This is a genomic window from Acidimicrobiales bacterium, from assembly GCA_035630295.1.
Taxonomy (GTDB): domain Bacteria; phylum Actinomycetota; class Acidimicrobiia; order Acidimicrobiales; family Iamiaceae; genus Iamia.
In genome coordinates, this window is sequence record DASQKY010000041.1 from 1 (window position 1) to 24,539 (window position 24,539).

The 24,539-nt window shown below is 70.4% G+C and carries 21 protein-coding genes; all 21 read left to right on the forward strand.

Features of this window, described 5'->3' with window-relative positions; all coding sequences use genetic code 11:
- On the forward strand, positions 1–1,150 hold a 1,150-nt coding region (locus VEW93_09925), incomplete at its 5' end, for an NADH-quinone oxidoreductase subunit M (protein ID HYI62108.1).
- Entirely contained in the window at positions 1,147–2,691 is a 1,545-nt protein-coding gene (locus tag VEW93_09930; GenBank protein ID HYI62109.1) for an NADH-quinone oxidoreductase subunit N, read from the forward strand. The genes VEW93_09925 and VEW93_09930, both read left to right, overlap by 4 nt.
- A gap of 79 nt (positions 2,692–2,770) precedes the next feature.
- Positions 2,771–3,136, forward strand: coding sequence for an NADH-quinone oxidoreductase subunit A (ndhC, locus tag VEW93_09935; protein ID HYI62110.1), 366 nt, complete (start codon positions 2,771–2,773; stop codon positions 3,134–3,136).
- A gap of 4 nt (positions 3,137–3,140) precedes the next feature.
- Complete coding sequence (locus VEW93_09940; protein ID HYI62111.1) at positions 3,141–3,692, forward strand: NADH-quinone oxidoreductase subunit B family protein; 552 nt, start codon at positions 3,141–3,143, stop codon at positions 3,690–3,692.
- The gene (locus tag VEW93_09945; protein HYI62112.1) at positions 3,682–4,443 is read left to right on the forward strand and encodes an NADH-quinone oxidoreductase subunit C; all 762 of its coding nucleotides are present in this window, start codon (positions 3,682–3,684) and stop codon (positions 4,441–4,443) included. The genes VEW93_09940 and VEW93_09945 overlap by 11 nt, the downstream gene beginning before the upstream one ends.
- Positions 4,440–5,612, forward strand: coding sequence for an NADH-quinone oxidoreductase subunit D 1 (locus VEW93_09950; protein HYI62113.1), 1,173 nt, complete (start codon positions 4,440–4,442; stop codon positions 5,610–5,612). The genes VEW93_09945 and VEW93_09950 overlap by 4 nt, the downstream gene beginning before the upstream one ends.
- A 118-nt stretch (positions 5,613–5,730) precedes the next feature.
- On the forward strand, positions 5,731–6,774 hold the full coding sequence (locus VEW93_09955; protein HYI62114.1) for a complex I subunit 1 family protein: 1,044 nt from the start codon (positions 5,731–5,733) through the stop codon (positions 6,772–6,774).
- On the forward strand, positions 6,774–7,319 hold the full coding sequence (locus VEW93_09960; protein ID HYI62115.1) for a 4Fe-4S binding protein: 546 nt from the start codon (positions 6,774–6,776) through the stop codon (positions 7,317–7,319). The genes VEW93_09955 and VEW93_09960 overlap by 1 nt, the downstream gene beginning before the upstream one ends.
- A gap of 24 nt (positions 7,320–7,343) precedes the next feature.
- Entirely contained in the window at positions 7,344–7,925 is a 582-nt protein-coding gene (locus VEW93_09965) for an NADH-quinone oxidoreductase subunit J (GenBank protein HYI62116.1), read from the forward strand.
- A 2-nt stretch (positions 7,926–7,927) separates the two neighbouring features.
- Positions 7,928–8,227, forward strand: a complete 300-nt coding sequence (gene nuoK / locus VEW93_09970) for an NADH-quinone oxidoreductase subunit NuoK (protein HYI62117.1) — start codon at positions 7,928–7,930, stop codon at positions 8,225–8,227.
- Positions 8,228–8,231: 4 nt separating this feature from the next.
- A complete protein-coding gene (gene nuoL / locus VEW93_09975; protein HYI62118.1) occupies positions 8,232–10,604 on the forward strand; it encodes an NADH-quinone oxidoreductase subunit L in 2,373 nt (790 codons plus the stop codon).
- A 13-nt stretch (positions 10,605–10,617) separates the two neighbouring features.
- On the forward strand, positions 10,618–12,165 hold the full coding sequence (locus VEW93_09980; GenBank protein ID HYI62119.1) for an NADH-quinone oxidoreductase subunit M: 1,548 nt from the start codon (positions 10,618–10,620) through the stop codon (positions 12,163–12,165).
- A gap of 4 nt (positions 12,166–12,169) precedes the next feature.
- Positions 12,170–13,693, forward strand: coding sequence for an NADH-quinone oxidoreductase subunit N (locus VEW93_09985; GenBank protein HYI62120.1), 1,524 nt, complete (start codon positions 12,170–12,172; stop codon positions 13,691–13,693).
- 237 nt (positions 13,694–13,930) lie between these two features.
- Positions 13,931–15,025 carry an SAM-dependent methyltransferase gene (locus VEW93_09990; protein ID HYI62121.1) on the forward strand — a complete coding sequence of 365 codons (1,095 nt, stop codon included), beginning with the start codon at positions 13,931–13,933 and terminating at the stop codon, positions 15,023–15,025.
- 264 nt (positions 15,026–15,289) lie between these two features.
- Positions 15,290–18,550 (forward strand): DUF4214 domain-containing protein, encoded by a 3,261-nt coding sequence (locus VEW93_09995; GenBank protein HYI62122.1) that lies wholly within the window; start codon positions 15,290–15,292, stop codon positions 18,548–18,550.
- Between the two features lie 198 nt (positions 18,551–18,748).
- On the forward strand, positions 18,749–19,411 hold the full coding sequence (locus VEW93_10000) for a hypothetical protein (GenBank protein HYI62123.1): 663 nt from the start codon (positions 18,749–18,751) through the stop codon (positions 19,409–19,411).
- Positions 19,412–19,686: 275 nt separating this feature from the next.
- The gene (locus VEW93_10005; GenBank protein HYI62124.1) at positions 19,687–20,346 is read left to right on the forward strand and encodes a hypothetical protein; all 660 of its coding nucleotides are present in this window, start codon (positions 19,687–19,689) and stop codon (positions 20,344–20,346) included.
- A 102-nt stretch (positions 20,347–20,448) separates the two neighbouring features.
- On the forward strand, positions 20,449–21,150 hold the full coding sequence (locus tag VEW93_10010; protein ID HYI62125.1) for a sensor domain-containing protein: 702 nt from the start codon (positions 20,449–20,451) through the stop codon (positions 21,148–21,150).
- Positions 21,151–21,672: 522 nt separating this feature from the next.
- Positions 21,673–22,554 carry a HAMP domain-containing sensor histidine kinase gene (locus tag VEW93_10015; protein HYI62126.1) on the forward strand — a complete coding sequence of 294 codons (882 nt, stop codon included), beginning with the start codon at positions 21,673–21,675 and terminating at the stop codon, positions 22,552–22,554.
- An 11-nt stretch (positions 22,555–22,565) separates the two neighbouring features.
- Positions 22,566–23,261: a response regulator transcription factor gene (locus VEW93_10020; protein HYI62127.1), complete on the forward strand. Its 696-nt coding sequence runs from the start codon at positions 22,566–22,568 to the stop codon at positions 23,259–23,261.
- A gap of 171 nt (positions 23,262–23,432) precedes the next feature.
- A complete protein-coding gene (locus VEW93_10025) occupies positions 23,433–24,425 on the forward strand; it encodes an ATP-binding protein (GenBank protein ID HYI62128.1) in 993 nt (330 codons plus the stop codon).
- Positions 24,426–24,539 lie beyond the last annotated feature (114 nt).

A 24,539-nucleotide genomic window follows, 5' to 3' on the forward strand; every position in this document is an offset into this window, starting at 1 on the left:
CTTCACGATGTTCGGCTCGGCGTTCATGCTCGTCGGCATGCTGGCGACGGTCTTCCTCGCCCGCGATCACGGCGTCGGCCGGATCACCTTCGACCTCGTGGAGCTGGCCGAGGCCCAGTCCGTCACCGGCGACACGGCGCGCTGGCTCTTCCTGGGCTTCGCCGTCGCCTTCGCCGTCAAGGTGCCGCTGTTCCCCGTGCACACGTGGCTGCCCGATGCCCACACCGAGGCGCCGACCGCCGGCTCGGTGATCCTGGCCGGCGTGCTGCTCAAGCTCGGCACGTACGGACTGCTGCGCTTCGGGCTCTACCTGTTCCCCGAGGCGTCGGCCTGGTTCGCCCCGGCCATGGTCACCCTGGGCACCGTCGGGGTCATCTACGGCGCCGTGGTGGCCACCATGCAGAAGGACCTGAAGCGGCTGGTGGCCTACTCGTCGGTGGCCCACCTTGGCTTCATCGTCCTGGGCACCTTCTCGCTCACCACCCAGGGCCTGGAGGGCTCGGTGCTGCAGATGGTCAACCACGGCATCTCCACCGGCGCCCTGTTCCTGCTGGTGGGGATGATCTCGGACCGCCGCCACACCCGCGAGATCGCGGCGCTGAAGGGCCTGCAGAAGGTGGCGCCGGTCTTCGCCGGGGTGTTCACGGTGGTGATGATGTCGTCGCTCGGCCTGCCCGGCCTGAACGGCTTCGTGGGCGAGTTCCTGATCCTGCTGGGCTCGTTCACCTCGGCCCGGTGGTGGTCGGTGGTGGCCGCCGCCGGGGTGATCCTGGCCGCCCTGTACCTGCTGTGGGCCTACCAGCGCACCTTCCACGGCGAGCCGGACCCCGACAACGAGGGCTTCCGGGAGATCTCCCTGCGGGAGGGCCTGGTGATGGCCCCGCTGCTGGGCCTGATCGTGTTCCTGGGCGTCTACCCCAAGCCGGTGCTGGAGCGGATCGAGCCCTCGATCACCGCCCTGGTGGCCCACGTCGAGGGCAACAGCGACTTCCGCGAGCCCGCGGTCGACAAGACCGGCCCGGCCGCCCGCTCGGACGTGTACGCCGAGGCCGAGTCGCAGGGCGAGGGCCACGGCGGGGCGGGCACCGAGGGTGAGGGCGAGGCGCCGGCCACCGACGGCGGCGCCCACGACGAGGAGGGGGGCGGATGATGGCGCTGCTGGCCGAGCTGCAGTCGATCGAGACGCCGGGCGTGGCCTGGGCCGCCCTCTCGCCGTTCCTGGTGCTGGTGGGTGGGGCCACCCTGCTGCTGGGCGCCGGCGGCCTCCTGCCCCGACGCACCAAGGTGGGCTGGCCGGCCCTGTGGACCGTGGCCACCGCCCTGGCCGCCATCGTGGCCGCCGTGCTGCTGTGGCGGGACCTGCCCGAGAGCGGCACCCGCACCGTGGTCCGCGGCGCCTACGCCGTCGACGGCTTCTCCCTGTTCCTGATCGTGGTGATCTGTGTCGGCCTGATCATCGGCGCCCTGCTCACCGACGGCTACCTGCGCCGGGAGGACCTGGAGGGCCCCGAGCCCTCCATCCTGTTCCTGGTCTCGGCGGCCGGTGGCGTGATCATGGCCTCGGCCGCCGATCTCATCGTGCTGTTCCTGGGCCTGGAGATCCTCTCCATCGCCGCCTACGTGCTGGCCGGCCTGCACCGGCGGCGCATGCGCTCGGGCGAGGCCGCCCTCAAGTACTTCGTGCTGGGCGGCTTCTCGTCGGCCTTCTTCCTCTACGGCATCGCCCTGGTCTACGGGGCCACGGGCACCACCAACATGGTGGGCATCGCCGAGTTCCTGGCCACCAACCGCCTCACCGACGAGGGGCTGCTGCTGGCCGGCGTGGGCCTCATGCTGGTGGGCTTCGGCTTCAAGGTGGCGGCCGCCCCGTTCCACGCCTGGACCCCCGACGTGTACCAGGGGGCGCCGTCGCCGGTGGTGGCGTTCATGGCCTCGTCGGTGAAGGTGGCCGGCTTCGCCGGGATGCTCCGCGTCATCGTGGTGACGTTCTCGACCCACCGCCTGGACTGGCAGCCCGTGGTCTACGGCCTGGCCGTGGCCAGCCTGGTGGTGGGCGCCGTGCTGGCCGTGGTGCAGACCGACGTGAAGCGGATGATGGCCTACTCGTCCATCAACCACGCCGGCTTCGTCCTGGTGGCGGTGGCCGCGGCCAGCACCGACGGCATCTCCGCCGCCCTCTTCTACCTGGCCACCTACACCCTGCTGGTGGGGGGCACCTTCGGGGTCGTGACCGTGCTGGGCCGCAAGGGCGACGGGCACCACTCGCTGGAGGACTACCGGGGCCTGGCCCGGCGGGAGCCCCTGCTGGCCGCGGCCCTCGTGGTCTTCCTCCTGGCCCAGGCCGGCACCCCGTTGACCTCCGGGTTCCTGGCCAAGTTCTACGCCGTGAGCGCCATCGTCGAGGCCGGCTCGTTCTGGCTGGGCCTGGTGGCCATGCTCACCGCCGTGGTGTCGGCCTTCCTCTACCTGCGGATCATCCTGTCCATGTACGGGGGGCCCGACGACGGCGAGGAGGCCGGCCCGCCGGCGGTGCCGGCCCGCCGCATCCGGGTGCCCCTGGCCGCCAAGGTCACCATCGCCCTGGCCCTGATGGCCACGGTGGGCATCGGCGTGGTGCCGGACCCCCTCACTAGGACGGCCCGCGACGCCACCCCCGACCTCGTGGCCGAGGACCCCGCTCCATCGCCCTGACCTGGGCCGTCCCACCGCCGCGAGGGGGATGTGGCCCCCCTTTGGCCTGTCGTGAAGGCGCTCACTAGATTCGGCCGACGTGTCGGACTTCCTCCGCTCCTACCTGACGGTTTTCGTGTTCGGGGCCGTCGCCGTCGGCCTCGTCGGGGCCGTCCTGGGGCTGGGCTCGTTCATCCGCCCCCACCGGCCCCGGCCCGAGAAGCTGCTCACCTACGAGAGCGGCGTCGACCCGGTGGGCGACGGGTGGACCCAGGCCGAGATCCGCTACTACATCTTCGCCCTGCTGTTCGTCATGTTCGACGTCGAGGCCGTGTTCATCTTCCCCTGGGCCACCCGACTCGAGGCCTACGGCGCCTTCGGGGTCGTCGAGATGTCCGTCTTCATCGTGGTGCTGGCCCTGGGCCTGCTCTACGCCTGGCGCAAGAAGGTCCTCCGTTGGATCTGATCCGTTGCTCACCTGTCCCGGGGTCCACGTCCCCGGCTCCCGGCGACACCCGCTGATGGGCCTCATCGAGAGCGGCAGGTCGCCCAAGCCCCTCACGGCCCTCCTCAACATCTCCCGCAAGTACTCCCTCTGGGCGTACCAGTGGGGGCTGGCGTGCTGCGCCATCGAGATGGGGGCGGCCTTCGCGTCGCCCCGCTTCGACGTGATGCGCCTGGGGGTCATCCCCTTCCCGGCCTCGCCCCGCCAGGCCGACCTGGTCATCGTCTCGGGCACGGTCACCGACAAGATGGCACCGTCGGTGCGCCGGCTCTACGAGCAGATGCCCGACCCCAAGTACGTGATCTCCATGGGGAGCTGCGCCAACTGCGGTGGGCCCTACTGGGACAGCTACTCGGTCACCAAGGGCGTCGACCAGATCATCCCCGTCGACGTGTACGTGCCCGGCTGCCCGCCCCGGCCCGAGGCCCTGATCGAGGGCATCGTCCTGCTGCAGGAGCGGATCCGCACCGAGGACCCGGCCGAGCGCTGGCGAGGGGAGCCGATCGTTGTCTCCTGACACCGACGCTCCCCCCGAGGTGGAGGCGGCCGACGACGCGCCCCGTGACGAGGCCCGCGAGGCCCTGCGGGACCGCTTCGCGGCCGAGCTGGGCGACGCCGTGGTCGACAGCCACATCGCCGTGGGCTCCACCCTGTGGGTGCGGGTCACGGCCGAGGCGTGGCGGACCGCCGGCCAGGTGGCCCGCGACCACCTGGGCTGCCGCTGGTTCGACTTCATCTCCGGCGTCGACTGGTTGCCCTCCCCGTGGGGCCGCTACGAGAACGACGGCTTCGACCAGCCCGCCGAGCCCGACACCGAGATCACGTCCTCCGACCCCACCCGCCACCCTGACGGTGCCGGCTCCGCCGGCCCTGTGTTCGAAACGGGCGTGGCCGGCGGCGAGGCCCGCTTCCAGCTGCTGGCCCGGGTGGTGAACCTGGCCGAGCACACCGACATCATCCTGAAGGCCGACGTCGGCGACGACATGACGATGCCCAGCTGGGTCCCCCTCTACGACGGGGCCGACTGGCACGAGCGGGAGACGTGGGAGATGTTCGGCATCACCTTCGAGGGCCACCCCGGCCTGCGCCACATCTACCTGCCGGCCGACTTCGAGGGCCACCCGCTGCGCAAGGACTTCCCCCTCATCGCCCGCATGGTGAAGCCCTGGCCCGGCATCGTCGACGTCGAGCCCATGCCGGCCGAGGACGAGCCCGCCGAGGACGAGCCTGCCGCCGACGAGGGCGACGCCGAGGGAGGTGAGGCATGACCGCCGTGTCCGACCGCGAGCAGCTGCGCTACATCGCGGCCCAGGCCGCGGATGCCCGCATCAACTTCGAGATCGAGACCGAGGGGATGACCATCAACCTCGGCCCCCAGCACCCCGCCACCCACGGGACGCTGCGCATCGTGGCCAAGCTCGACGCCGAGCAGGTCATCACGGCCGAGCCGGTGGCCGGCTACATGCACCGGGGCTACGAGAAGATCTGCGAGGCCCGCACCTACCCCCAGATCAACACGCTGGTCAACCGCATCGACTGGCTGGGGAGCTTCGCCAACGAGGTGCCCTTCATCCTGGCCTCCGAGCGGCTCATGGACGTCGAGGCCCCGCCCCGGGCCCAGTGGATCCGCACCGCCATGTTCGAGATGAGCCGCATCGCCAACCTGGTGCTGTTCGCCGGGGACACCGCCCTGCAGATCGGCGGCCAGACCGCGGCGTTCTACGGCTTCCGGGACCGGGAGTTCGTCCTCAACCAGATCGAGGCCGTCTCCGGGGGGCGCTTCCACCCCAACTTTGACCGCATCGGCGGCTTGAAGGACGACCTGCCCAAGGGCTGGATCGCCGAGACCAAGACGGCCATGGAGAAGGTCCGGGCCTTCTGCGACGAGATCGACGACCTGGTCACCGGCAACGAGATCTTCCAGGCCCGCACCCGAGGCGTCGGCATCATCCCGGCCGACGTGGCCCAGAGCTACGGCCTGTCCGGGGCCAACCTGCGGGGCTCCGGCGTCGACTGGGACCTGCGGCGCGACAGCCACAGCGGCCTGGTGCACCGCGAGCTGGACTGGAAGGTGCACACCCACCCCGACGGCGACTGCTTCAGCCGCTGGTGGGTGCGCATCCAGGAGATCCGCGAGGCCACCCGCATGGTCGACCAGTGCCTGGACGGCCTGCCCAGCGGCCCGATCATGGCCAAGGTCCCCCGCATCATCAAGGTGCCGGCCGGCGAGGCCTACGTGGAGACCGAGAACCCGCTGGGGGCCATGGGCTACTACGTGGTGTCCAAGGGTGACCTGGGGCCGTTCCGGCTCAAGATCCGCTCGGCCAGCTTCAACAACATCTCGGTGCTGCCGTGGGTGCTCCGGGGGGTCTACGTCCCGGACATCGTCTCCATCCTGGCCTCGCTCTACTTCATCCTCGGGGACATCGACCGGTGAGCGAGCGCAGCGAGCGAACCAGGCAGGACGGCATGGGTGCCGACGGCGAAGCCGTCATCGCTCATGGGCGCCCCGGCACCGGCCGCGGCCATGCCATCGGCGACGTCGAGGGGCGCCCATGAGCGGCGCGTCGGCGATCTTCTCGGTCGAGCTGGCCTACTGGCAGCAGACCATCCTGCGCAGCGTGGGCGTGCTGGCCGCGGTGCTGCTGCCGGCCGGGACCATCGTCTACCTGTTCCTGTTCAAGATGATGAGCTTCATGCAGAGCCGGATCGGGCCCAACGAGGCCGGCCCCTACGGCTCGATGCAGCTCCTGGCCGAGGTGGGGAAGTGGCTCCAGAAGGAGGACATCTTCCCGTCCAAGGCCGACCGCCACCTCTTCGCCATGGCCCCCTACATCGTGGTGGCCTCGGTGCTGCTGGTGTACGTGGCCGTGCCCTTCGGGCCCGACGCCTGGTTCGCCGAGCTCGACGCCGGCATCTTCTACGTGCTGGCCGTGTCGTCCCTCTCGGCCATCGGCGTGCTGGTGGCCGGCTGGGCCTCGGCCAACAAGTACGCCCTCATCGGTGGCCTGCGAGCGGCCGGCCAGCTCATCGCCTACGAGCTCCCCATGCTGCTGGCCGTGGTGGGCGTGTGCGTGCAGGCCGGCAGCCTCAACCTGTTCGACATCGTCCGGGCCCAGGCCGACGGGGCCATCTTCGGGTGGGAGGCGGTGGGCAACCCCTACATCCTCACCCAGTTCGCGGGCTTCGCCATCTTCATGGTGGCCACCCAGGCCGAGCTGACCCAGCCGCCGTTCGACATGCCGGTGGCCGAGTCGGAGCTGGTCACCGGCTACATGACCGAGTACTCGGGCATCCGGTTCCTGCTGTTCTTCATCGCCGAGTTCGCCTCGGCCGGGGCCTTCGCCATCATCGCCTCCACCCTCTTCCTCGGGGGCTACTACCTGCCCGGCCTGGACCTGGACGCCAACTACATGAACGTGGTCGGCCCGTTGGTGCTGCTCGGGAAGATGGTACTGGTCACCTTCCTCATCTTCTGGGCCCGGTTCACCTACCCCCGCTTCCGTGAGGACCAGCTCCAGCGCTTCGCCTGGACCGTGCTCATCCCCCTCGCCCTGGTGAACATCCTCGCCACGATGATCCTGAAGGTGGCCTTCTGATGCCCAAGCCACGCGTGCCCGGCATGCTCATCGGCCTCCGGGTCACCTTCGTCGAGCTGATGCGGACCATGTTCCCCAGGCGGGGCATCAAGACCTTCATCCCCGCCCCGTCCCTCGGCGCGGTCACCGTGCAGTACCCGCGGGAGAAGGAGGACCCGGCTCCCCGGTCCCGCGGCGTCATCGCCCTCCACGAGGGCAACTGCACGGCCTGCATGCTGTGCGCCCGAAGCTGCCCGGACTGGTGCATCTACATCGAGGGCCACAAGGAGAAGGCACCGCCTCGCCGGCCGGGCGGCAAGCCCCGGCAGGTCAACGCCCTCGACCGCTTCGACATCGACTACTCGCTGTGCATGTACTGCGGGATCTGCGTCGAGGTGTGCCCGTTCGAGGCCCTGTTCTGGACCCCGGAGTACGAGTACTCCGAGCCCCGCATCGCCGACCTGCTCCACGACAAGGCCCGGCTGGGCGAGTGGATGGACACGGTGCCCGACTTCGAGCCCTACGAGGCCGGGTCGGAGCAGAAGGTGAAGAAGGTGCCGCGCTAGATGTCGCTGCTCGCCTCCACCCGGATGGCCCTCCCCGGGACCGACGCGCCGATCAACGTCTCCCAGACGGTCGGCTTCGGCGTCATCGCCCTGGTCATGGTGGTGTCCGCCCTCCGGGTGGTGACCACCCGCAACGTGGTCCACGCGGCCATGTGGCTGGTGGTGGTGCTGGCTGGCGCCGCGGCCCAGTACATCCTGCTGGCCGCCGAGTTCGTGGCCGTCACCCAGGTGATGGTCTACATCGGGGCGGTGGTGGTGCTGTTCCTGTTCGGCGTGATGCTCACCCGGGCCCGCCTGGGCACCGACGCCGAGCTGACCCGCAAGAACTGGTACGGCGGGGCGTTCGTGGCCGTGGTCATGCTGGGCCTGCTCAGCTTCAGCCTGGTCGACACCTTCCAGGACGCCAAGCTGCCGGAGGAGCGCCAGGCCGGCCTGGTCCTGCCGGCCGCCGGCGACCCGGCGGGTGACGCCCACCCCAACGCCGGCTCCAACACCGCCGCGGTGAGCGACACCATCTTCTCCAGCTACCTGGTCCCCTTCGAGGTGGTGTCGGTGCTGCTGACCGCGGCCCTGGTCGGCGCCATCGTCATCGCGAGGAAGGACTAGCCGTGCTGCTGAACCAGTTCCTCCTGCTCTCGGCCATCCTCTTCTCGATCGGCGTCTACGGGGTCATCGCCCGCCGCAACGGCGTGGCCATCCTCATGTCGATCGAGCTCATCCTGAACGCGGTGAACATCAACCTGATCGCCTTCGCCGCCATGCAGGGCGACCTCGCCGGCCAGGTCTTCGCCCTGTTCGTCATCGCCATCGCCGCCGCCGAGGTGGGCGTGGGCCTGGCCATCGTCCTGGCCATCTACCGCAACCGCAAGAGCGTCGACCTCGACGAGCTCGACGTGATGAAGGGCTGAGCCGATGCTGACCCACGCCTTCATCATCCCGCTGGTCATGGCCGTGTCGTTCCTGGCCATCCTGGCCGTGGGCAAGCGCCTGCCCAAGGGCGGGGCCGAGATCGGCATCGCCGCCATCGCCGTCTGCTTCGTGCTGGCCCTGGCCACCGGGGTGGGCTGGATCCAGCGCACCAACCACCCGCCCGAGGTGGCCCACGCGGCCGAGGAGGCCCACGGCGAGGCCGCCGGCACTCACGGCGCCGAGCGCCCCACCGCAGCGGAGGCCGACGGCGACCACGCCGAGGAGCCCGGCGCCACCGCAGCCGAGGACGGCGAGAGCGAGGGCGACCACGGCCAGGCCACCGCGGCCGACGCCGAGGCGACGGGCGGCGCCCACGGCGAGGACGACGGCACCGGCGCGGCGGCGACGGAGGGCGCCACCGAGACCGAGGGCGATCACGGCGAGGCGGCCGCCGGGGCCCACGGGGCCGAGGCCGAGGAGCACCACGAGGTGCCGCCGGTGATCCGGAACATGACCTGGCTCCGGACCGGCGGCCACGACATCACCGTGGGCACCCTGGTCGACGGGCTCACGGCCATGATGCTGCTGGTCGTCACCCTGATCTCGCTGCTGGTCCACGTCTACAGCAGCGACTACGTGGCCGGCGACCGGCGCTTCACCCACTACTACGCCTTCCTCAGCCTGTTCACCGCCTCGATGCTGATGTTCGTGCTGACCGAGAACACGCTCCAGCTCATCGTGGGCTGGGAGCTGGTGGGCCTGTGCTCCTTCGCCCTCATCGGGCACTGGTGGGAGGAGAAGCCCAACTCCGACGCCGCCCTCAAGGCCTTCCTCACCAACCGGGTGGGCGACGTGGGCCTGCTGGTCGGGGTGTCGGTCCTGTTCTTCGGGGCCGGGGGCACGTTCGACATCACCACCATCAACACCATGGCCAACGCCGGGGAGATCGACCACCTGGTGCTGCTGGTGGCGTCGTGCTGCCTGCTCACCGCGGTGATGTCCAAGTCGGGCCAGTTCATCCTCCACACCTGGCTGCCCGACGCCATGGCCGGACCCACCCCGGTCTCGGCCCTGATCCACGCCGCCACCATGGTGGTGGCCGGCGTGTACATGGTGGCCCGGCTGTACCCGGTGTTCTGGCACGGCCTCTCCATCGGGGAGTCCAACGTCAACCTGCTGGCCGTGGTGGGCTCGGTGACCCTGCTCTTCGGTGCCCTGCTGGCCTTCGTGCAGAACGACGTCAAGAAGGTGCTGGCCTACTCCACCGTCTCCCAGCTGGGCTACATGGTCATGGCCCTCGGGGTGGGGGCGTGGACGGCGGCCACCTTCCACCTCTTCACCCACGCCCTGTTCAAGGCCTGCCTGTTCCTGGGGGCGGGCTCGATGAGCCACGCCTGCCACCACAGCTTCGACATGAAGAAGGACTACGGCGGGCTGCGGCGGACCATGCCCTGGACCTACCGCACCTTCATGATCGGCACCGCGGCCCTGATCGGCATCTTCCCGCTGGCCGGGTTCTGGTCGAAGGACGAGATCCTGGCCGGGGCCAACCAGCTCGGCGGGGACGGCGGCTACCAGCTCATGTTGGTCATGGGCGTCCTGGGGGCGGTCTGCACCGCGGCCTACATGACCCGGGTCATCTGGTACTGCTTCTTCGGTGAGCCCCGGGGGGCGGCGGCGGCCCACACGCCGCACGAATCGGGCCCCCGCATCGTGCTGCCCCTGGTGGTCCTGGCCGTGCTGGCCGTCTTCGCCGGCTTCACCAACCTGCCCGACACCGGGGCCCTGTCGTTCGTGCCCGAGACCTTCGCCCTGCGCTTCGAGCACTTCGTCGAGCCCACCACCGCGGCCTTCCCGTCCGGCGCGCTGGTCGGCGCCGAGTTCCACCACCCCGAGTTCTCCATCGCCATCGCCCTGACCACCACGGTGCTGGCCCTGCTCACCATCGGGCTGGCCTACGCCTGGTTCTGGAAGGGCAAGGGCCCCCACGGCCTCACCGAGCGCAACGCGCTGGCCCGGGCCGGCTACCGCCTGCTGGAGAACAAGTACTACCTCGACACGCTGTACACCACGATCATCGTGGGGGCGGTGAAGGGGCCGATCGCCCGCGCCGCCAACTGGTTCAACCAGCACGTCCTGGACGGGGTGGTCAACGGGGCCGGGTCCTCGGCCCGCTTCGGGGGCCGGTGGCTCTACGAGAAGGTCGACCAGGGCATCATCGACAACGTGGTGAAGGGCTCCGGCGCCGGGGCCGAGGGGTCGGGCCAGCTGCTGCGCCGGACCCAGACCGGCAAGGTCCAGACCTACGGCGCCTACCTGTTCGGCGCGGCCACCGTGCTGGCCGCCGTGTTCGTGATCATCGCCAGCGCGAGCTGACAGAGGAGAGACCGTGGAAGACCTGCTCAACGGCTGGGGCCTCACCCTCACCGCCTTCGTGCCCCTGGTGGGCGCGGTGGCGCTCATGGTGATCCCCCGGGCCCACGAGGCCCTGCACAAGGTCGTGGCCCTGGTGGCGAGCCTGGTGAGCTTCGTCATCGCCGTCGGGGTGGCGGTGTCCTTCGACTACGACGCCACCAGGGTGCTGCAGTACGAGGTCGACAAGTCGTGGATCGACATCATCAACAGTCGCTACATCGTGGCCGTCGACGGCATGTCGCTCCCGCTGCTGCTGCTGACGGTGTTCATCGTCCCGCTGGTCATCGTCTACTCGTGGAACCACTTCCCCGAGCCCCACAACCCGAAGGCCTTCCTGGCCCTCATCCTCATCCTCGAGACGGGCATGGTGGGCACGTTCATCGCCCAGGACCTCATCCTCTTCTTCGTGTTCTTCGAGGTCGTCCTGCTGCCCATGTACTTCATGATCGGCGTGTGGGGCGGCGAGCAGCGCCAGTACGCGTCCATCAAGTTCTTCCTCTACACGCTGTTCGGCTCGGCCCTGATGATCGTGGCCTTCCTGTCGCTGTACTTCCTGGCCGAGGGGCCGAACGGCCAGCCGCTCAACACCTTCGACATGCGAGCCCTCACCGAGTGGGGCGGCGCCGGCCTGGCCTCGACCACCGCGGTGCTGATCTTCGGCGGCATGTTCATGGGCTTCGGCATCAAGGTGCCCATGTTCCCGTTCCACACCTGGCTGCCCGATGCCCACACCCAGGCCCCCACCCAGGGCTCGGTGATCCTGGCCGCGGTGCTGCTGAAGCTGGGCACCTACGGCTTCATCCGCGTCGCCATCCCCATCCTGCCCGAGGCGGCCCGGGACTGGGCCCCGTGGATCGGCGGCCTGGCCGTCATCGGCATCATCTACGGCGCCCTGGGGTGCCTGGCCCAGACCGACATGAAGCGGCTCATCGCCTTCTCCTCGGTGGCCCACATGGGCTACGTGATGCTGGGCATCGCCACCCTCACCGACTTCGGCATCAACGCCGCCATCTTCGGCATGGTGGCCCACGGCCTCATCACCGGGATGCTGTTCTTCATCGCCGGGTCGGTGAAGGACCGCTACCACACCCTGGAGATCGAGCGCCTGGGCGGCCTCCTGGTCCAGGCCCCCCGCCTGGGGTGGCTGCTGGGCTTCAGCTGCATGGCCAGCCTGGGTCTGCCCGGCCTGGCCGGCTTCTGGGGCGAGTTCCCGGCCATCCTCTCGGCCTACAACCCGGGCGGCGGTTCCTCCGAGGAGCTGTTCCGGGTGTACATGGTGATCGCCGCCATCGGCACCATCCTGGCCGCCGGCTACCTGCTGTGGCTGCTCCAGCGGGTGGCCTTCGGGACGCCCAAGGAGGAGTTCGCCGAGGAGCACGTCCACGACATGCACGTCACCGACTACATCGCCTGGGTCCCCATGGTCGTCCTGATCCTGGTCCTGGGCATCTACCCCGACCTCGTGTTCCGGGTGACCGACGGCGCCGTGATCGAGTCCCTCAGCGCCATCGGCGCCAACTAGGCCCGTGCTCCCGTCCCTGCTCGCCGCCGCCCCGCCCTTCGCGTCGCCCACGCTGGACTGGCACGCCCTCGCGCCCGAGCTGGTGCTCACCGGCACGTTCGTGCTGGTGCTGCTGGTCGACCTCTTCACCGAGCAGCACAACAAGTGGCTGACGTCGTCCCTGTGCGGCCTCGGCTTCCTGGGCTCGGCCGTCCCGCTGCTCACCCTGGCCGTCGACGGGTCCGACCGGTCGATGTTCGGCGGGGCCTTCGTGGTCGACGACTTCGCCCTGGTGATGAAGGCCCTGTTCATCGTGGCCGGCTACCTCACGGTGCTGCTGTCGACCAACTACATCGCCGAGGGCGACTACTGGGAGGGCGAGTACTACACGCTGCTGCTGGCCTCGGTGCTGGGCATGAGCGTGATGGCCTCGGCCCGGGACCTGGTCACCATGTTCGTGGCCCTGGAGCTGCTGTCCATCCCCGCCTACCTGCTGGCCGGGTGGCGCAAGCGGGCCCTCACCGGCAACGAGGCCGGCCTGAAGTACTACCTGATGGGCGTGTTCGCCACCGCGGTGATGCTGTACGGCATGTCGCTGGTCTACGGCGGCACCGGCACCACGCTGCTCTCGGGCATCGGCGACCAGATCGACGGCGCCTTCGGCGACACCCCGGTGGCGGCCCTGGGCATCGTGTTCGTGCTGGTCGGCTTCGGCTTCAAGGTGTCGGCCGTCCCCTTCCACAACTGGGCCCCCGACACCTACGAGGGGGCGCCCACGCCCATCACCGCCTTCCTGTCGGTGGCGTCCAAGGCGGCCGGCTTCGTGGCCCTGCTGGAGCTCATCTTCGTGGCCTTCTACGGCCGCGACGACATCTACGGGCCCCTGATGTTCGTCCTGGCCGCGGCGACCATGACCGTCGGCAACCTCATCGCCCTGCGCCAGACCAACGTGGTGCGGCTCTTCGCCTACTCCTCCATCGCCCAGGCCGGCTTCATCCTGGCCCCCCTGGCCGTGGCCGGGGAGAGCGCGTCCACCGCCACCGACGCCATCCGGGCCGTGGTCATCTACCTGCTCATCTACACGGTGATGAACATGGGCGCCTTCGCCGTGATCATCGCCGTGGCCCGCAAGACCGGCAGCGGCGAGCTGGGCACCTGGGGGGGCCTGTTCGAGTACGCCCCGGGGCTGACCGCGGTGATGACGGTGTTCCTCTTCGCCCTGGCCGGCATCCCGCCCCTGGGGGGGTGGTTCGCCAAGTTCCAGGTGTTCAGGGCCGTGGTGGGCGCGGGCAGCACCGCCGGCTACGTCATGGGCGTGATCGTCGCCGTGAACTCGGTGATCGCCCTCTACTACTACGCCAACGTGGCCAAGCAGATGTGGTTCGAGACCGTGCCCGACGGCGACCGCACGCCCGTGCGCATCCCCGGCTCCATCGCCATCGCCCTGGGGGCCACGGTGATGGCCACCCTGGTGTTCGGCTTCTTCCCGGGCACCGTCGGCCACCTGGGCGACGTGGCCACCGACCTGTTCGCCCTGGCTGGCCCCTGACCGTTCGCCCGGCTCCTGCCGTTCGCCGGCGCGGCCGGGGCTGGACGCCCCTCCGTCGGTCCTCGCCGTCCCGGTCGGCGCGCCACGATGGGCCCATGACGCCCCTCGGCCACCAGGCGGTTCAGGCCCCCCTCGAGCGGACGACGGGACCGCGGTGGCCGGGGGGCGGTCGAGCGGCCCCGCGGGCCGGCGGGGCCGGGTGCCGGCGCCCGGAGGCGCGCCGTTCGGGCCGGGGCGATGGGTAGGGGGGAGCCGGCCCGGCCGTTCTCGGCCGTGGTGGAGGAGGCTCTGTACGCCCCGGGCGCCGGGTTCTACGAGACCGGGGGCCAGGCTGGCCGTCGGGGTGACTTCCTGACCAGCCCCGAGGTGGGCCCGCTGTTCGGGGCGGTCCTGGCCCGGGCCCTGGACCGCTGGTGGGTCGAGCAGGGCCGGCCCGACCCGTTCCTGGTCGACGAGCACGGCGCCGGTCCCGGCACCCTGGCCCGCACCGTCCTGGTGGCCCAGCCGGCCTGTGCCCCTGCCCTGCGCTGGACCCTGGTCGAGCGGTCCGCGGCCCAGCGCCGCCTCCACCCCGCCCACCTCCCCCACGTCGGTCTGCTCCCCGGCGGTCCGCTCGGCCGGTGGGCGGGTCCCGGTGGCGGCCCGTTGGTGGCCAGCGCCGGGGCGTCGCCGTCCCGGCCGGCGCACGTGGTGCTGGCCAACGAGCTGCTGGACAACCTGCCCTTCGACCTGTTCGAGGCCACCGCCGAGGGGTGGGCCGAGGTCCGGGTGGTGGGGGAGGGGCCCGACCGGGACGAGGTCCTGGTGCCGGCTGGCCCCGACGATGCCGCCACCTTGGCGGCCCTGGCCCCCGACGCCGGGCCCGGGGCCCGGGCCCCGCTCGAGCGGGCCGCCGGGGCCTGGGTGGCCGCGGTCCTGGCCGGCCTGGCCCCGGGGGGGCGGTTGGTGGTGCTCGACTACGCCTCGACCACCGCGGCCCTGGCGGCGCGTCCGGTGACGGAGTGGCTTCGCACCTACCGGGGCCACACCCGGGGCGGCCCGCCGCTGGCAGGGCTGGGCACCCAGGACGTCACGGTGGAGGTGTGCGCGGACCAGGTCGCCGCCGCGGCCCGCCCCCCGGACCTGGACCGGCCCCAGGCCGAGGCCCTTCGGGCCTGGGGCCTCGACGACTTGGTGGCCGAGGGCCGAGCGGCCTGGGCCGCCCGGGCGCCCGGTCCCGACCTGGCCACCCTCCGAGCCCGCAGCCGCGTGACCGAGGCCGAGGCCCTATGCGCCCCCGATGGCCTGGGGGCCTTCCGGGTCCTGGAGTGGGCCGTCCCCGCGGTCGCCTGACCGCTCTCCGAGCTGCGGGCGGTCGGGTGACGGTCATGGCGAGTTACCACCGGTCACCGCTCTTGACCTGGGATCGGGGACGCCGCCCCCGGAGGGGGTTTTTACTCCTGTCAGGGTCGATCGCGCATCTGTCGCAACCTCCATTTGCGACAGTGTCGGCCGTCTCACGTGGGGGGAGCGCACCCTGTGCGCGCTCGTCGTTCGAGACACCCGTGACCCATCTCCATCAGGGGGGACCCCGACATGCAAGGACGGATGGCCCGCGTGGCCAAGGCTCTGGTGGCCGGAGGGGTGGCACTCGTGCTCCTCCCGGTCGCCTCCACGACGGTGGGTGCCGCCCAGGCTCCCCCCGGTTCGGGGCAGCCCCGGGTCGCCGAGCCCTTCGAGCTCTCCATGGTGGAGGGTGAGCTGCGGATCCGGGATGCCGAGGAGCCCCTGGCCCTCGAGCAGCCCACCACCCTGACCGGCAGCTACGACACCGGCGACGAGGGCACCGGGGCCATCTCCGGCGCCACCTTCAGCACGCCGGTGGTGTCCTTCGAGACCGAGGCTCAGGGTTTCCCGGTCTTCGTCGACGCCGCCTTCTCCCAGGTGACCCCCGGTTCCGGGACCGGAGGCATCGACCCCGACGGCAACGTCGTGCTCAACACGGCCCTGACCGCCACGCTCGACATCGAGGTGGGCTCCCCGCCCCTCATCGTGGCCGAGTGCCGGACCACCCCGGTGAACGTCACCCTGGACTCGGTGGCGCCCTATGACGAGGTCACCGATCGGGTCACCCTGGCCGACGCCAACTTCACCGTGCCGGCGGCACCGGTGACGCCGGACTGCCCGCCGATCGTGGCCGACGGCATCAACGAGCAGCTGGCCGGATCCGGCCACTCGCTGACCCTGACCATGGAGGGCGAGCTGATGCCGCCTGAGCCGCCCGGGTGCCCCTCGCTCACCGACTTGGCCGCAGCCCCGCCGGCATCGACCCTCGGCACCGCGGTCAACCTGACGGCCACCGTGGTCATGGACCCCGCCTTCGCCGACGACGAGCTCTGCGAGGATGCCATCGGCGTCACGCCCGGCGGCTTCGTCGAGTTCCGTGACGGCAACCAGGTGCTGGGCACCGCCGAGCTCAACGGCTCCGGCGTGGCCGCCTTCTCCGTGGCGGATCTGCCCGCCGGCGTGCGCAACCTGACCGCCCGCTACCGCGGGCTGGACCCCTACAGCCCCTCGACCTCGGACGTGGTCACCCACCGGGTCTCGGCGCCCCCAGCCATCGTGTCGGACATCCCCGAGAACCTGCAGATCGGGGGCCCGCCGGTGGAGTTCGACGTCACCGTGACCAACACCGGCTTCGGCTCCGACGTCATCAACGGCCGCCTGGACCTCGCCTTCCGGCGGGTGACCGGTGGCGGCAACAACGTCGGCCCGCCCAACTTCACCCTGGAGTATCTGGACGGCGTCACCTGGGTGCCGGTGGTCATGTCGGGGGCCTCCGACGCCTTCGCCGCCATCAGCCCGTCGACCGGTGCGCCGCTGCCGGTGGGGGAGAGCTTCACCCGCCGGGTCCGCCTCACCGTGAAGCCCACGGCCAACCCGGCAGCCATGAACGTGACGTTCATGCTGACCCAGGTCGATCCCGTGACGGGCCTCCCGGCGCCGACGCTGAACCCCTCGGCGGCCACCGTGGCCCAGTCCGTGGTGCGGACGCACCTGGTGAACGTGCCCCGGCGGACCACCGCCGTGAACGTGTCCGGGCTGCGCCCTCACACCGTGCGCCAGGGCCAGACCGTGCGGGTCCACGGCATCACCACCACGCCTGGCACGGTCAACGGCCTGCGGCCGTCCGGGACCTTCGAGGTGCTGCTCGACGGGGTGCCGGTGCCGGTGCGCACCGACGCCACCGTGCCCGAGCTGGGGTACCAGCCGACCGTGCCCGCCGGCATCAACACGCAGAACGCCGAGTTCGTCGTGCCCATCAACGGGGCCACGGGGACCAGGACCATCACCGTGCGCTACTCCGGTGACCGCTTCTTCCTACCCGCGCAGTGGACCAACACCATCAGCGTGTTGGCCTCCCGGGGCGTGACCTACACCTGCAAGGAGGTCACGCCGTTCTTCACCGACCGCTTCACGGTCAACGTCGAAGCCAACGTCAGCCTCCCCTCGGCGGTGGCGTCGGGCACCGAGGTGGACCTCGACCAGCTGGACGTCACCCTCTACACCGACCGGGGCAACAGCGTGGACGCCTTCGGCGTCTTCTTCTCGGCGAGCAACCCGGTCCTCCCCCCCGGGTCCACGGATCCCGGCATCCGGAGCATGGACTTCGGCTTCAGCGGGGGCGGTGGCACGTCGACCTCGGTGACGTTCGCCAACAGCACGTTGATGACCGACGCCACGCGCCCCGTCGATCCCAACCCCGACCAGGTGGTCGGGTTCGAGGGGGAGACCGGGTCGGTGACCATCGAGGGCGCCCCCGGCGAGGTCGTCCCCGTCAGCCTCGAGGCGGTCGGCCTCACGGCGTTCATCGGTGGCGACCTGAGCGTCGACTGCACGCCCCTCGGCGGTGCCCTGGTGCTCGGCCAGGTCACCGTGGCCGGGACGACCCTCACCGTCGAGGCCCCTGACCCCACCCGTGCCGGTGACGAGGTCACCCTGAACGCCTCCGTGGCACCGGTCGGAGCGGTGGGCACCGTCGAGTTCCGGGACGGGACCGAGACCATCGGTGTGCGCCAGCTGGGGACCGGCGGCACGGCATCGATGATCACCGACAGCCTGGAGGCGGGCACTCACACCCTGACCGCCCGCTTCTTCGGCAACCTCGGGTCGATCTCGACCACCTCGGAGCCCGTCGAGCTGGTGGTGCTGACCGAGTTCGACTGCCAGCCCTTCGCCATCGAGGGGGACGGCGCGGTGGTGCGTCTCGTCTACATCGAGCTCCTCCACCGCTGCCCGGACCAGGCTGGCTTCGACTACTGGGTCGGTCGTCTGGCCGGAGGGACGTCACCCGAGGCGTTCGCGGCGGCGATCTCGAACACGGACGAGGCCCAGGGCCGCCTGGTGGCCAAGGCGTATCAGATGATGCTGGGCCGGGATCCGGAAGCCGCTGGGCAGGCCTACTGGGTCGGCCGCCTCCAGGGAGGTGACCGGTACGACCACCTGTTGGCTGCGCTGGCGGGGGAGGACGAGTTCTGGGTCCAGGCCGGTTCCACCAACGAGGGCTTCGTCACCCGGTTGTACGACCGGGTGCTGGAGCGGGCCCCTGATGCCGAGGGCCTGGCCTACTGGGTGGCCCGGCTGGAGGCCGGGAGGAACCGCGGCCAGGTCGCCCGATCGTTCACCACTCAGGTCGAGCCTCGTGAGCGGCTGGTCATCGGCGCCTACCAGGAGATCCTGGATCGGCCGCCCTCGCCTGCCGAGCTGGCCGACGCCACTGATGAGCTGGGGATCAACGGGGATCTGGCTGCCCTCTACGCCCAGCTGATCGGGACGCCGGAGTTCGACACCCGAGCCCAAGGTTTCCCCACCTTCTAGCTCCAGCGGAGGATCCCTCCGTCCACCAGACAGGGGAACGAGCCCGGGGGTCAGGTCCCGGGCTCGTCCTGTTCTGGCACGAAAGTGGCACTCTCCCGCTTCGCGCATGGACTGCAATCAGTTCTCCTATGTAATGCGTGATGGACCGGCTTTCACCCGGTCCATCACACACATCCAACACTCCTTGGAGGAGAACCAATGAAGATGCGCTCTGGACGCTACGCGTTCCTGGCCCTGGTCATGACGGCCGCTGTGTCCGTCATGATGGCGGCCCCCAGCGGTGCCACCGTGCACAGCTACAACATGGAGATGGTTGAGGGGTCGATCAACGTCAACGACACCATGTTCCAGACCCCGGGTGTCGGTATCGAGGAGTGCCCCGGTGGCACCTCGATCACCGGCACCGTCAACACGACAACCAACACAGTGACCGGTGTCCTGGACATCGAGTCACCGTTCGTGTCGCCCATCGACAGCGAGGACTACGTCCTTGAGGCGACCGGCACTGCCGATACACACGGCACCTACAACGCGGGTGCGGGCACCTTTGCCAACCTGCACTTCACGAACATCACCTTCGTGATCGCCGAGTTCAACACAGAGACCTGCACCACAGGCACCCAGGTGTGCACCGGCACCGCCACACTGAACGTCGGTGGCGGCCTGCACAACGGGGCCACCCTGCCCTTCGCCACAGGGGAGCAGATGTACGTGAACGGTGAGGGTGGCGTGACCAACGTCACGTTCAGCTCCTGCCCCAGCTTCGTCTGGTTCTTCCTGCTGAGTGGGGCGGACCTGTCGATTGGTGAGAACACAGACGTGACCCCCACCCCGCCCGGAGCCATCTTCGAGCAGCTGTGATCGTTGATCAATTGAAACGCCTCTGAACGAGGCAATGGCGATGGGCCCGAGGGACGATCCTCGGGCCCATCGTCGGGCTCCGAGCGAGTTTCCGCCCAGTCCTCACCCCCCGCGCACGGAATGCAAGGCGTCATATGTTGAAATTTGAGGGCCGTGGCGCGCTCTTGCGGCCCTGACGTCTGAGGCTAAGTGGACTCAGATTCGCTGTCGGCGCCTGGCTACGTGCCTCGGGCAGACGAAGCACCTCTAACCCTCAATTGTAAACGGAGCCAGACATGAAGAAGCCACCGACCTTTGGTGTACTGATTGCCCTCCTCGTGGCAACCCTGTCATGGGCGATGGCTCATCCTGGAGGGGCTACGGTGCACGGCTTCGATGTCGTTATGGTCGAAGGGTCCTTGGACGTCAATGACTTGATGATCGAAACGCCAGGTTTCGGCATCGAGGAGTGCCCTGGTTCCACCGAGATCACAGGCACCATCGATGACACAACGGGCACAGTGGCCGGGACGTACGAGGTCTTCGTGCCGTTCGTCTCTCCCGTGGACAGCCAGCCCTATGTCGCCGAAGTCATCGGCACCTCGACCTCACACGGGACCTACAACGCTGGGGCGGAGCAATTCACCGGATTGGAGTTCGGGGACAACACGTTCACGATCTCGGAGTTCGACACGGAGACCTGCCAGCCCTCGACCGAGGTGTGCATGGGCACGTCGACCTTCACCTTCGACGGAGGACTGCACAACGGAGCAACGTTGCCGTTGTCGACAGGTGAACAAATCTACATCAACGGAGCCGGGGAGATCAGCAACGTCACGTTCGCCACGTGCCCGAGCTTCGTGTGGTTCTTCTTGCTCAATGGAGCCTCCTTGACGCTCGGACCTAACACAGGAGCGTCTCCCACCCCGCCCGGTGCGATCTTCGAACAGGAGTGAGGCGCCCGATACCTCCAATCGCTCCCGGTGCCGGCCTCGACGGGGGCCGGCACCGCCCGTCGGGGGCCGCGCAGAACCGGCAGGGTTGGAGGCTCTAGACAGGTGGACGTGCTGCGCGACCCCTCCGCCCGCTCTGTCCGCTCTCGACCGGCTCGCCGGCTGCTCGTCGGGGGGGTGGCCGGGCTGCTGCTGCTCACGGCGGCGTGCAGCGACGACGACGAGCCCAAGGGGGACGGCACGACGACCACCGCGGCCAGCACCACCGCCGGCGGGTCGGACTCGTCGACCACGACCGAGGGCGGCTCCGGCCGCCCGTTGAACGAGAGCGACCTGGTCGATTCGCTGGTCGAGCCCGCCGCGGTGGCCGAGGGCCTGGAGGTGTCCGACACCATCGGTGCCGGCGACTTCCGCCCCGATGTGTGCCCGGGCCAGGAGATCGAGGTGACCTGGGACGACCAGGCCTCCCAATCCCTGCTGCGCACCGGTGGCGCCGGCACCCTGATCGTCAAGCAGTCGGTGCTGGCCTTCTCCTCGGCCGATGTGGCCGACACCTTCGTCGACTCGATGGTGGCCGCGGTGCGGGCCTGCGACCCCTCGGTGCAGATCGAGGACGTGCCCGACGTGGCCGAGCGGACCTCCCGGTTCACCGCGGCCCAGGGCGGCCCTCCGACGGCCGCCGGTGCCCTGCTGCGCCAGGGGTCCCACGTGGCCTACCTGGAGGCCTCAGGGGCGCCCGAGGTCGACTTCAACGCCGTGGTCGACCCCGAGCTCCTGACCCAGATGGCCGAGCTCCTGCCCGAGTAGGCGCCGCGCCCGCCGCCCGAGCAGGGCGGCGCTGAACCCGGCCGCTGCCCGCTGCCCGCGCCCGCTGGCGCTGCATCGCCGATCGCCGATCGCCGACCGGTGGCCCCGCGGCTTGCGGCGCAGCCGGCGTGAGCCGCACGGGATCGCCTGACGGCCTGACCGCACGGGCCCCTTGCTCGGCGGCGAACTGCCGTCAGCACGACGCCCTCACCAGGCTCTTTAGCGCCACTCGATGACGAGATGCAAGAAAACGGTGCATCGCGCATCTTCGGCAAGGTACACTTGTCACAACAGCAGGCCGCGCGGCCGTTCCCCTGCGGGGGGGTGGGCTGGCAGTTCGCCGGTCGCGGGGGCTGGTTCTCCTCAGCAGGTACTCACATCGGGGGAAGCATCCGCCACCGTGCTGACCTGCAACGCATGACGGCTGACGCAGGGAGCTCGACCATGGCGCGTGGACACGGTGGACTCGATGGCGACCCCGGGGCGCCCCCACCGCATGCTCCCACGCCCGCTCGGCCCCGGTTGATCACCCGTGTCCGTCGTTCGGCCTTCGTCGCCCTCATCGCCGTCCTCGGGGTGGCCACCTTGGTGAGCGTGGCCATCGCCCAGTTCGTGGGCCGCCCCGACGCCGCCCTGATGACCCGCTTCACGCTGGCCCACGTGGCCGCCTTCCTCGTCATGGGGGCCGTCGCCCTGCTGGTGGCCCGGCGCAGCACCAAGGTGGTCGAGTCGGTCTTCCAGCAGGAGGACAAGCTCATGCTGGCCGTGGCCCACGAGGTGCGCAGCCCCCTGAGCCGCATGCTGGTGGCGTTGGACGAGGGCAGCTCCGGCGACCTGGTGCCCGACGCGGCCATGAAGCAGGCCATGGGCCAGGGCGAGGCCCTGGCCGAGCTCATCGACGACCTGCTGGAGACGGCGCGGGTGATGTCCGGCGCCCTGCCCATGCCGTCCGAGGAGGTGCGGCTGGACGAGGTGTCGACCCGGATCGTCCACACCGGCTCCTTCGGCGCCGCCACCGTGGAGCTCGACCTCGAGCCCCACACGGTGGTCGGTAGCCCCCGGCTCATGCGCCGAGCGGTGAGCAACCTGGTGCGCAACGCCGCCCAGCACGCCTACTCCGCGGGCCCGGGCTCCATCCGGGTCCAGGTCCGGGCCGGTGGGGTGGTCGTCGAGGACGACGGCCCCGGCGTCCCGGAGGAGAAGCTGGACGCCCTGCGCTACGAGACCCCGTTGAAGCATCGAACCTCGGGCCTCGGCCTGGGACTGACCGGGTGGGTGGCCGAGTTGCACGGCGGACGCCTCGTGCTGGCCAACCGACCGGACGGCGCGGGCTTCCGCGCCCACATCGAGCTGCCGACGCAGCTCGTCGGCGACATGTCCGGAGAAGGAGACGACGTCCTGTGAGACTTCTGCTGTTGGAAGACGATCCCGACCTGCGTGGCCCCTACGCCCGTCGGTTGCGGTCCGAGGGGCACGCGGTCGACGAGGTCGACACGCTCGAGGGGGCCCGCACGGCGATGATGGACGTCGATTACGACTGCCTGGTCTTCGACCGGTTGGTGCCGGACGGGGACTCGCTCGAGCTCCTGGCCGAGATGTGGGAGGCGGGCCAGCGGCCCCCGATCCTGCTGCTGTCGGCGCTGGGCGACGGTGACGAACGGGTCCGGGGCCTGCAGGCCGGGGCGGCCGACTACGTCCCCAAGCCGGTGCGCCTCGACGAGCTCGCCCTGCGGGTGTCCAACCTCATGGTCCGCTCGACGGGCGGCTCGGCGGCGCCGGTCCGCCTGGGCCGGGTCACCATCGACCGGTCTCGCCACCACGTCGAGATCGAGGGGCGGACAGTGCACCTCACCCGGCAGCAGTACTCGGTGCTCGACCACCTGGTGGTCAACCGGCACCGCCTGGTCACCACCGAGGAGCTGCTGGAGCACTGCTGGGACTGCAACCGGCACCTGTTCGCCAACCCGCTGCACTCGCAGATCACCCGGCTGCGCTCGACGTTCCGGGGTCACATCGTCTTCGCCTCCGTGCGGGGGCAGGGCTACGAGATGCGGGTCATCAGCAAGGACGACGGTGCCGACGACGAGATCGCGTCCAGCGAGGCCTCGTAAGCGGATGCCTCTCATGAGGAGCGGACCGGCGAGATCGGGAACCGCTCCCGGACATGCGGGCAACACCTACGTGGCGGCTGGCGCGGGCGGGCTCCTCCCCCCGACGGCCACCTCCTCCATCGCACCAGTCCCGGGGCTCGTCCCCGGACCCACGACACTCGGATAGGGCGCATGGCCCCTCGTTCACGGCTCTCCCAGGCCGACCCCATCGGTCCGGCACCCGCCCGACCCCGGCTCCTGGCTTGGGTCCGGCGGTCCGCCCTGGCCGTGCTGCTGGCCCTCCTGGGCCTGGCCGCGCTGGCGTCGTGGGTCGCCGGCGCGGTCGTCGGCCGGCGCGTCATCGGCCGGTCCGACTCCGACGGCGAGGCCATGGGTGACCTGGTCGTGGCCCTCGGCCTGACCCAGCTCGTGGTCTTCGCCGGGCTCGGGCTGCTGGCCTATGCGGTGGCCCGCCGCAGCACCCGGGTGGTCGAGGACGTCTTCCGCCACGAGGACCGTCTGATGCTGGCCGTCGCCCACGAGATCCGCAGCCCGCTGGCCCGGCTGCTGGTGAGGCTGGACGAGGGCATCGACGGGACCGTGCCGACTGAGCTGGCGGTCAAGGAGGCAGCCATCGACGCGTCGACGCTCAGCGAGCTGATCGACGACCTCATGGAGGCGGCCCGGGTGATGTCGGGGGCGATGGTCCTGCCGTCCGAGGTGGTGCGGGTGGACGAGGTCGTCGGCGCGGTGGCCCGGAGCCACACGAGGGGCGACGTGCGCATCGTGGTCGAGGCCCCTCCCACCACCCTGGTCGGCAGCCCGCGCCTCCTGCGGCTGGCGGTGAGCAACCTGGTGCGCAACTCGATCCGCCACGCCTACGGGGGTCGGGGCGGGGTGGTGCACATCGAGGTCACAGCGGACGGCGTGACGGTCACCGACGAGGGCGCGGGGATCCCACCCGAGCGCCTGGACGAGCTGCGGCGTGACATCCCCCGGGGCCTGCGGCGGGCCCGCTCGGGCCTGGGCCTGGCGCTGGCCGGCTGGGTGTCGGACGTCCACGGCGGTCACCTCGAGCTGGCCAACCGGGCCGAGGGTGGTCTGGAGGCTCAGCTGGTGGTGCCCGTCGAGCTGCGGGAGGCTGTGGCCGAGCCCGCCGGCGAGCCGCCGCCGGCCGGCCCCTGACCACTCCCAGGGGTCCCGCCGCCCTCCTGTTGTCGCAGGTCAGAGGCGAGTTGCGAACCACCTGAGCACTTCGGGCAATACGGATGTGAAGGCTGTCACCCGCCGACGGGCGGG

What these genes read in the sequence shown, in the direction of transcription:
- VEW93_09955 (HYI62114.1), top strand. Translation starts at nt 5,731, where the DNA reads ATGAGCGGCGCGTCGGCGATCTTCTCGGTCGAGCTGGCCTACTGGCAG.
- VEW93_09965 (HYI62116.1), top strand. Translation starts at nt 7,344, where the DNA reads ATGGCCCTCCCCGGGACCGACGCGCCGATCAACGTCTCCCAGACGGTC.
- VEW93_09990 (HYI62121.1), top strand. Translation starts at nt 13,931, where the DNA reads ATGGGTAGGGGGGAGCCGGCCCGGCCGTTCTCGGCCGTGGTGGAGGAG.
- VEW93_09960 (HYI62115.1), top strand. Translation starts at nt 6,774, where the DNA reads ATGCCCAAGCCACGCGTGCCCGGCATGCTCATCGGCCTCCGGGTCACC.
- VEW93_10005 (HYI62124.1), top strand. Translation starts at nt 19,687, where the DNA reads ATGAAGAAGCCACCGACCTTTGGTGTACTGATTGCCCTCCTCGTGGCA.
- VEW93_09950 (HYI62113.1), top strand. Translation starts at nt 4,440, where the DNA reads ATGACCGCCGTGTCCGACCGCGAGCAGCTGCGCTACATCGCGGCCCAG.
- VEW93_10025 (HYI62128.1), top strand. Translation starts at nt 23,433, where the DNA reads ATGGCCCCTCGTTCACGGCTCTCCCAGGCCGACCCCATCGGTCCGGCA.
- VEW93_09930 (HYI62109.1), top strand. Translation starts at nt 1,147, where the DNA reads ATGATGGCGCTGCTGGCCGAGCTGCAGTCGATCGAGACGCCGGGCGTG.
- nuoL (HYI62118.1), top strand. Translation starts at nt 8,232, where the DNA reads ATGCTGACCCACGCCTTCATCATCCCGCTGGTCATGGCCGTGTCGTTC.
- VEW93_10000 (HYI62123.1), top strand. Translation starts at nt 18,749, where the DNA reads ATGAAGATGCGCTCTGGACGCTACGCGTTCCTGGCCCTGGTCATGACG.